Source organism: Clostridium sp. AF50-3, assembly GCF_003477445.1.
Classification (GTDB): domain Bacteria; phylum Bacillota; class Clostridia; order Lachnospirales; family Lachnospiraceae; genus Otoolea; species Otoolea fessa.
In genome coordinates this window covers 143269-152196 of sequence record NZ_QUDH01000009.1, presented here as the reverse complement: position 1 = coordinate 152196, position 8928 = coordinate 143269, and the positions used below count along the sequence as shown (strand labels likewise).

At 48.2% G+C, this 8928-nt stretch carries 8 protein-coding genes, 2 tRNA genes, 1 rRNA gene and 1 pseudogene; all 12 read right to left on the bottom strand.

Going from position 1 to position 8928, the window contains the following annotated elements; translation table 11 throughout:
* Positions 1-212, bottom strand: a 16S ribosomal RNA gene (locus DW085_RS11615); the annotation flags it as partial.
* A 177-nt stretch (positions 213-389) separates the two neighbouring features.
* Positions 390-478, bottom strand: a tRNA-Ser gene (locus DW085_RS11610).
* 44 nt (positions 479-522) lie between these two features.
* Positions 523-608: transfer RNA gene (locus DW085_RS11605), tRNA-Ser, on the bottom strand.
* Positions 609-876: 268 nt separating this feature from the next.
* Positions 877-1572, bottom strand: coding sequence for a 50S ribosomal protein L1 (rplA, locus tag DW085_RS11600; RefSeq protein ID WP_022359097.1), 696 nt, complete (start codon positions 1570-1572; stop codon positions 877-879).
* A gap of 67 nt (positions 1573-1639) precedes the next feature.
* A complete protein-coding gene (gene rplK, locus DW085_RS11595; protein WP_022359098.1) occupies positions 1640-2065 on the bottom strand; it encodes a 50S ribosomal protein L11 in 426 nt (141 codons plus the stop codon).
* A 69-nt stretch (positions 2066-2134) separates the two neighbouring features.
* Positions 2135-2653: a transcription termination/antitermination protein NusG gene (gene nusG, locus DW085_RS11590; protein ID WP_022359099.1), complete on the bottom strand. Its 519-nt coding sequence runs from the start codon at positions 2651-2653 to the stop codon at positions 2135-2137.
* Between the two features lie 17 nt (positions 2654-2670).
* Positions 2671-2874, bottom strand: a complete 204-nt coding sequence (gene secE / locus DW085_RS11585; protein ID WP_022359100.1) for a preprotein translocase subunit SecE — start codon at positions 2872-2874, stop codon at positions 2671-2673.
* Positions 2875-2932: 58 nt separating this feature from the next.
* Entirely contained in the window at positions 2933-3097 is a 165-nt protein-coding gene (rpmG, locus tag DW085_RS11580) for a 50S ribosomal protein L33 (RefSeq protein WP_207722866.1), read from the bottom strand.
* A 243-nt stretch (positions 3098-3340) separates the two neighbouring features.
* Entirely contained in the window at positions 3341-4183 is an 843-nt protein-coding gene (locus DW085_RS11575) for a YcxB family protein (RefSeq protein WP_118492862.1), read from the bottom strand.
* A 187-nt stretch (positions 4184-4370) separates the two neighbouring features.
* On the bottom strand, positions 4371-5120 hold the full coding sequence (locus DW085_RS11570) for a ComF family protein (RefSeq protein ID WP_243034009.1): 750 nt from the start codon (positions 5118-5120) through the stop codon (positions 4371-4373).
* Positions 5117-7483 carry an ATP-dependent RecD-like DNA helicase gene (locus tag DW085_RS11565; RefSeq protein WP_118492860.1) on the bottom strand — a complete coding sequence of 789 codons (2367 nt, stop codon included), beginning with the start codon at positions 7481-7483 and terminating at the stop codon, positions 5117-5119. The genes DW085_RS11570 and DW085_RS11565 overlap by 4 nt, the downstream gene beginning before the upstream one ends.
* 33 nt (positions 7484-7516) lie before the next feature.
* Positions 7517-8517 (bottom strand): annotated as a pseudogene (locus DW085_RS11560) (rod shape-determining protein).
* Positions 8518-8928: the final 411 nt, after the last annotated feature.

Genomic DNA, 8928 nt, shown 5'->3' with positions numbered 1-8928 from the left:
CCATGCGGTCCTGTGCGCTTATGCGGTATTAGCAGTCATTTCTAACTGTTGTCCCCCAGTGTGAGGCAGGTTACCCACGCGTTACTCACCCGTCCGCCACTCAGTCAATCTAGCTTCCATCCGAAAACTTCCGCCAAATCGCTTCGTTCGACTTGCATGTGTTAAGCACGCCGCCAGCGTTCATCCTGAGCCAGGATCAAACTCTCATGTTAAAGTTTTGATTCCAGTCAAAATTCGCTTGGCTAATTTTAACCGTTATTACTGTTGTTTTGGTTTCATTCTGAATGTTCTCTTGAACTTCAAGGCTTAACCAAAAGCCTTTGTTCTTAGAATTTTCAGGGTTTTACATACTGTTCAGTTTTCAAGGTTCCTGATGCTTTCGCATCGAACGCAGAAGGAGGGATTTGAACCCTCGCGCCGCTACTAACGACCTACTCCCTTTCCAGGGGAGCCCCTTCAACCTCTTGGGTACTTCTGCAGGTTGATTTTCATATCTTATGAAATTAATAACCGTTTTCGAAACGGAGAGAGTGGGATTCGAACCCACGCGCCCTTTCGGACAAACGGTTTTCAAGACCGCCTCGTTATGACCGCTTCGATATCTCTCCAAAAATGTGCTTAACCATTATATAATGGATATTCATTTTTGTCAAGGACTTTTTCACTTTCTTTTTGAAAGTTTTCACAATCACCTGTGCGTCTTGACTCTTTAATTTTCGTTTCCGCTTTCTCAGCGGCAACAGAACATATTTTATCACTACTAAAGTATAAAGTCAACTGTTTTTTTGACTTTATTTATATTTTTTCGACAATCGAAAAAAAGAGGACGAAAGACCCAAAAGTCCCTCATCCTCTTGATTCTATAACGTCTTCTGATTAGCCAATCAGCTTACCTACGTTCAGCTTAACGCCCGGGCCCATGGTAGAAGTCATGGTTACACTCTTTAAGTAAGCGCCCTTTAAGGTAGCTGGTTTTGCCTTCAGGATAGCGTCAATAAGCGTCTGGAAGTTGTCCGCTAACTGCTCCTCTGTGAAGGAAGCTTTACCTACTGGCACGTGGATAATGTTAGTCTTATCAAGTCTGTACTCGATCTTACCGGCTTTGATATCATTGATAGCTTTGGTTACATCCATAGTAACAGTACCAGCCTTCGGGTTCGGCATTAAGCCCTTCGGTCCAAGTACACGACCAAGACGTCCTACAACGCCCATCATGTCCGGAGTAGCTACTACTACGTCGAAGTCTAACCATCCCTCGTTCTGGATCTTCGGGATCAGCTCCTCAGCGCCTACGAAATCTGCGCCTGCAGCCTGAGCCTCTTCTGCCTTCGGTCCCTTAGCAAATACAAGGATACGAACGGTCTTACCAGTTCCGTGCGGCAGTACAACTGCACCACGGATCTGCTGATCAGCATGACGGCCGTCACAACCAGTTCTGATATGAAGTTCTACGGTTTCATCGAATTTAGCACCTGCAGCCTTCTTCACGATGGAGATGGCATCTGCAGCTTCATAAAGGCTTGCGCGATCTACTAATTTAGCAGCCTCTACGTATCTTTTTCCTCTTTTCATTATAAAAAACCTCCTAGTGGTATTGTCGGGGAATTCCCTCCCACGTTACTGATAAACATCCCGAAAATTACTCGGCAACTGTGATACCCATACTTCTTGCTGTACCAGCGATCATGCTCATAGCAGCTTCAAGGCTTGCTGCATTTAAGTCAGGCATCTTTAATTCTGCGATCTTCTGCAGATCCTCTTTCGAGATGCTAGCTACCTTAGTCTTGTTCGGTGTAGCGGAACCGGATTTAATCTTGCAAGCTTTCTTTAACAAAACGGCAGCCGGCGGAGTCTTTGTGATGAAGCTGAAGCTTCTGTCAGCATATACAGTAATAACAACCGGGATGATCATATCGCCCTGGTCTGCTGTCTTAGCGTTGAACTCTTTCGTGAACTGTACGATGTTTACACCGTGCTGTCCAAGAGCCGGACCTACTGGCGGAGCTGGTGTAGCCTTTCCAGCAGGAATCTGTAATTTAATATATCCTGTAACTTTCTTTGCCATTGTTGGCACCTCCTATAAATTGTGGTAATTGCGGGGATTTCCCTCCCACAGGCTCATAAATGAACCTCTTTACATCATCTTCTTGATCTCTGTGAAGTTCAGTTCAACCGGTGTCTCACGGCCAAACAGTTCTACACGAATCGTCAGGGTCTGTCTTTCCTCGTTGATGGACTCGATAACACCAACGGTATCTTTCCATGCCCCTGTCGTTACAACAACCGTGTCGCCGACCTCAAAGTCAACGACAACGCCGGTTTCCTTAAATCCGAGACCGGCCATCTCCTCTTCCGTCAAAGGAACCGGTTTGGAGCCCGGACCAACAAACCCGGTCACTCCGCGGGTGTTGCGTACTACGTACCAGGTATCATCATTCATAACCATGTTGATCAGTACGTATCCGGGAAACATCTTCTTGGCAACCTGTTTATTGGCTCCATTCTTGACTTCGATAACTTCCTGCATCGGCACGGAAACCTCTAAGATCTGATCCTGAAGGTTCCGGTTCTCGATCGTCTTTTCGATGTCAACCTTTACTTTGTTTTCATAGCCGGAATAAGTATGCACTACATACCAATTTGCTTCTGCCATATTTCTCACCTTTGCCTTTACATAACGAAGTGCAGTCCAAACACGATTGCCGTGTCAAGAGCCGCAATGATAAGTCCCAGCGCAACGGAAACGGCGATGACCGCTCCAGTCTGCTTCGTAACTGTCTCTTTGTCAGGCCAGATGATCCTTTTGTACTCAGCTTTTAGACCTTTCCAGAAACTCTTTTTAGGAGCTTTTTTGGTATTTTCTGTATCACCCATTTTTGTCCTCCAAAGCGCTCAGGCAGATGCCCGATCGCGCAGAACCAACCAGTTACTCTTACTTCGTCTCTTTGTGTAACGTGTGTGTCTTACAGAATCTGCAGTACTTTTTGGTTTCCATTCTGTCCGGATGAGTTTTCTTATCCTTGGTCATGTTGTAATTGCGCTGCTTGCATTCTGTGCATGCCAGTGTAATTCTTGTACGCACAACTTCCACCTCCATTTTTCTTAGTATGCGATCTTTCCACTCTCCAACCGGAAATCTGGTTTTTGAGCATAAAAAAAAAGACCTATGTTCTTCCATTCGCCCGTCTACTATATCATAAAAGAAGCGGCGCGTCAAGCAATAACTTGCCGACATTCGCCGCCTCTTTTATATTATAGATATCGTTTTCACTTAGTGCAGGCTAGAACCAGATTCTGCCCGCGCCTCGTATTTCAGATGCTATAAAACAATCAGAAAGGTTTACTCGTCCATTTTCTCCTCGTTTACAGCATCTGTCTTTTCTTCCACATTTTCATGACTGTCTGTGGTATCCGGCTCCGCCTTTTCAGGCTCATCGGTTTCTTCCTCATCTGCCGCCTGGCTTCCGATAAAATGCGCCATTTTTCCAATCTTACCCATATGGCTTGTATCCACGCGGGTGATCTCCGGCTCATCAGCTTCCACAACATCATCCTCAAGCGCGGCGTTCTGATGCAGGGCGCCGCCCTCCTGATTCTCCGCATTTTCCGGATTTTTTGTCACGGATGGATATTCTTCCGGGTTTTCCTTGGCATCCGCAAGCTTTTCATTCATGAATGTCTCAAACTGCTTTTGCTCTTCCTCGCTGGAAAATGCCGACTTGGCGATAAACTGCCAGGTTTTCTCGTTCGTCTCAAGCAGATACATCCGCTCAATCTCAACCATCTGCTCAATGTCGCTGTAGCTGTAAGTCTTGGTCATCTCCTGTGCCGCAACCGTCATGGTCAGTGTCTTCTCATCCAGCGTCAGATGTACGACTGGGAAATTGCCCGTCTTTTCCAAATTTTTAAGTCCGCTCCGTTTCCAGATCATCCGCTCCTGGTTCTGGTTTGAAATCATGTAAAACATGCCGATGCCGACCAGCACCGCTATCACGATGGACGGTACAAGAAGAACCAGATTGCCCTTTGCCTGCATCACATTTTTCCCCAGAAAGAGAGCTAAAAATGCGACATATAAGAGTGCCGACACCATCTTCATTTTCTTGGACTCATGCTTAAGCACGTTCCAGTGAATCCAGTTTTTATAATCTTCCTTTTCCAGGCGATATTCAAATTCCTGCATTCTTTTTACTCCTTTTCTTTCTTACTTGAAATCTCCCCCTGCATTCCTTCCGTCTCCTGAACCTCTTTTTGCCTCTCCCGCAAACTTTTAGATTCAAATGCTTTCTACTATTCTTTTCGTCCAGAAATGCCGGAGTATTTCCACTTATAAGGCTTCCCTCTGCCTATCTTCTCTATCATATCCCACTTTAGCGTCCTTGTCCAATACAAACGGCAAAAAAGCAGACTTTTTCGATCCCCGCAGACAGAAGCGCCCGGGTACACGCTTCCGCCGTGCTGCCGGTCGTATAAATATCATCCACGAGAAGCACGTTTTGCACACCACTTGCCCGGATTGCCTCCGAATCTGCCTGAAACGCCTGCTGTAAATTCCGGAGCCGTTCATCTGGATTCAGCTCTTTCAGGGGTTCTGTATTTCGTATCCGATATAAAAATTCCGGGCACACCGGCATTTCCAGCCGCTCGCCCATCCGCTTTGCCAGAACCTCCGCCTGATTGAAACCGCGTTTCCGTTTCCGCGCCGGGTGGACCGGAACGGGAACCAGACCGTCAAACTGCCACTCCTCCCGATTTTCATACTGCCTCAGCTTTTCCGCTGCAGCTTCGGCATAAAAATCGAGATATTCCCTCTTATTTTTATATTTAACCGCTGCCATCGAGCGCGCAGCTTCCTCCGTATAGTTAAAGAGTGCCATCCCACGCACAAATGACCGGCGGTGTTTCACACAGTCTGGACAATATTCGATTTCTTCACTCCAAACTTCTTTTCCACATTTCTGACAAACCGGCGATTTGACAGGCGAAAGCCTCAAAAGACACGAAGGACAGATAAGCCTGCCCTTCGGCGTCACGATCTCCCCGCAGACCGGGCAGCGCCTTGGATATAGCGCATCCAGAGCGGCGCGGGGGAATTGATTCCATTTTATATTTTTTATCACAATGTCTCCATAATTTCTTCAATGCGGTCGCGCAGTCCCGAATAGCGCTTCTGTTCCATCGCATTGTCCACCATCTGCTGAAACACATACGGGACACCGACCAGGCAGACACAGGCTCTTGCCCTTGTAACCGCCGTGTAAATCAGATTCCGCGTCATCAGCATCTGCGGTCCGCTCCAGACCGGAATCACGACCGCCGGATACTCGCTTCCCTGCGACTTGTGGATCGTGATCGCATATGCCAGTTCCAGCTCCTCCAGCTGCTTGAAGCTGTACTCGACACGTTTTCCCTCATCATACTCCACGGTTACCAGCTCCGCAAAGGTATTAATCTCGCGGATGCGCCCAAGATCCCCGTTGAACACGCCGGCTCCCTTGTCCACCGGGATGCCGCTGCGGTTGTAGGAGGTCCACTCAATCTGGTAATTGTTCTTGATCTGCATGACCTTGTCGCCCACACGAAACGTCGTCTCGCCATACTCTTTTTCCGCCTTTTCTGCCGATGGCGGATTTAAAAATTCCTGCAAAATGGAATTTAACCGTATCGATCCCAGCACTCCCTTCCGCATCGGCGTCATGACCTGTACCTCAAACAAATCGGCATGGACGTAATTCGGCAGTTTTTCACGTACCAGCGTGATCATTGCATTGATGATCGCATTCGGATCATCACGCTTTATAAAGAGGAAATCCCTGCTTGACTTTCCGATCGGAATGTGCTCTCCGGCATTGATGCGGTGGGCGTTGACGATAATATCGCTCTGCGCCGCCTGCCGGAAAATCCGGGTTAGCTTTACCACATGGAAACACTCTGACTCGATGATATCACGCAGGACATTGCCCGGTCCGACGCTCGGAAGCTGATCCACGTCACCTACCAGAATCAGACGTGTGCCGACATTGACCGCCCGGAGCAGCGAATGCATCAGATTGATATCCACCATCGACATTTCATCGATAATGATGACATCAGCTTCCAGCGGATTGTCCTCGTTCCGCTCAAAATGCATCGAAGTCGTCCGGCTCTTCTCATCCTCCTCTGGCATTCCCGTCAGCTCTAACAGGCGGTGAATCGTCTTCGCCTCATAGCCTGTCGCCTCGGTCATCCTTTTTGCTGCGCGTCCGGTCGGGGCTGCCAGCAGGATATCCATGTCGCCCTTTTCAAAATACCGGATGATCGTGTTGATCGTCGTCGTTTTTCCGGTACCCGGACCTCCCGTGATTACCAAAAGTCCGCAGTTGACCGCCTCAATCACCGCGCGGATCTGCAGTTCATCCAGCTCGATCTGTTCCTCTTTCTGGATGACTGCCAGACTTTTCCGAATCTGTTCTTCCGATTCGGAACCAGTGATGTTTAAGTCGTGCAGCATGCGGGCGGTGTTTAGCTCGGTATAATAGTAGTGTGATGCATAAACAGCGCGTTCCGGGGCGTTTGCTATATTTGATACATTTGATGCATTCGGTTCACCCAAAACATCTGGCTGCGGCTGCATCTGCCCCGACACTGCCGATTCCGCCTGAACGAAAACATCCATTTCTGCTGTTTTCTGCTGTTTGCTCTCCCGGATCACCAGCCGTTTATCCATCTGCATATCCATCAGATGCTTGTCAATCTCGGAAATCTCAACCTGTAGAAGCTTTGCCGCCCGATCCGCCAGCTCGTCCTCCGGCAGGTATGTGTGCCCGTTCGCCGTCGCCTGATAGAGTGTATACAGGATGCCGCTCTTGATGCGGAAATCCGAATCTGCCACGATTCCTATCTTAGCCGCGATCTCGTCTGCCATCTTAAAACCGACGCCCGGAATATCGTCCGCCAGCTTATACGGATTGTTCTGGAGAATCGTGTACATTGCCGGACCGTATTCCTGGTAGATTTTAACCGCCAGATTGATGGAAATGCCATAATTTTGCAGAAACATCATCGCCTGGCGCATATCGCGCTTTTCCTCGACCTGTTCACCGATGGACATCGCCATTTTTTCACTGATTCCCTTGACCTCCGCGAGGCGTTCCGGCTCTTCTTCCATGATGCGGAATGTGTCCGCCTTAAATTTTTTAACAATCCTGGAAGCTAAAGCAGCCCCGACGCCTTTGATGGCGCCGGAGCCTAAATATCGTTCCATGGAAACAGTATCCTCAGGCGCTTTCAGCTCATAGCTTTCCACCGCCATCTGTTCCCCGTAAATCGGATGCTCGGTCATACGCCCGCTCGCCTCGATCATCTCGCCCTCTGCGATGTAGGAAAAAGTGCCAACCAGCACATATTCCTCCCCGTCGTCCAAGCCGCTGATAGAGAGAACCGTATAGCCATTGTCCTCATTGCGGTATTTTATTTTTTCAATATATCCTTTAACTGCTGCCATATTTTTATGCTATCCGCCTTCCGGCGGTTCTCTTTAATCGTAGTTTTTCTTCTCACCGTGTGCGAACTCGATAAACTTACCAGTTCCGATCGCAACTGCGGTCAGCGGATCCTCTGCGATCATCGTGGAAATGCCAGTTTTCTCCTCGATCAGGCATCCAGACCGCTTAACAGTGCGCCGCCGCCTGTCAGTACGATACCACGGTCAAAAATGTCGGCTGCCAATTCCGGCGGCGTCCGCTCGAGTACGTTGTGAACGGCATCTACGATCTGGAGTGCCGGCTCGCGCAGCGCTTCCAGCGTCTCGTCGGATGTGACAACGATCGTCTTCGGAAGTCCGGTAACCAGATTTCGTCCGCGCACTTCCATCGTGATTACCTCCGGACGGCGGTATGCCGCACCGATATTTATCTTGATCTCCTCAGCGGTTCTCTCACCGATCAAAAGATTGTGTTTCTTTCTCATGTAACGGACCAGTGCTTCGTCGAAGTCATCACCAGCCACTTTAATAGAAGTGCTGACTACGGTACCGCCCAGGGAAATAACGGCGATATCTGCCGTACCACCACCAATATCTACGATCATGTTGCCGCACGCCTTGGAAATATCGATACCAGCGCCGATCGCAGCTGCTACCGGCTCCTCGATGATCGAAACCTCGCGTGCGCCAGCCTGATAAGTCGCATCCTCAACCGCCTTGCGCTCTACCTCGGTCGCACCGCTCGGGATGCAGACGCTGATACGCGGCTTGCGGAGTGTCTTCTTGCCGACTGCCTTGTTGATGAAATATTTCATCATCTTCTCTGTCACTGTATAATCTGAAATAACCCCCTGGCGTAACGGACGGACCGCTACGATATTGCCAGGGGTTCTGCCGATCATCAGGCGGGCTTCCTCGCCGATCGCCATGATCTTATTCGTATCCCGATCGATCGCCACTACGGACGGCTCTTTCAGTACGACACCTTTTCCCTTGATATATACAAGGATGCTGGCTGTACCCAGATCGATACCAATATCATTGGACATCAACATAGTTGTTTTCCTCCTGCTCTGAATATGCACTCTTGAGTACATAAATCTATGAGTTTCATTGTATTTTATCTTCTTTATTTCAGCTTTTTTCGCTGCCATCCAGCCCGCGCATTGTTTTAGAGCGGACTATACCACTTACTATTATATACAACTTTCGATTCTTTTGAAAGAGGTTTTTATTTTTTTATGGACTTTATATTTTTTTTATGAAAGGGACATATTTTAGTCACAAGTTTCTCCTATAATACAAGTATGTTATCCGAAAGGGTAACAGGCCTTTGTTTCAAGTGTTACTTGAAATAAAAAAGCTTTTTCATACTCATACCGGACGATACAAATCGTCCGGCCCCCCTAAGCCAATTTCTTTTTTATATATACCTACCATTCCCAATTTAAGAAAAACAGGAACGC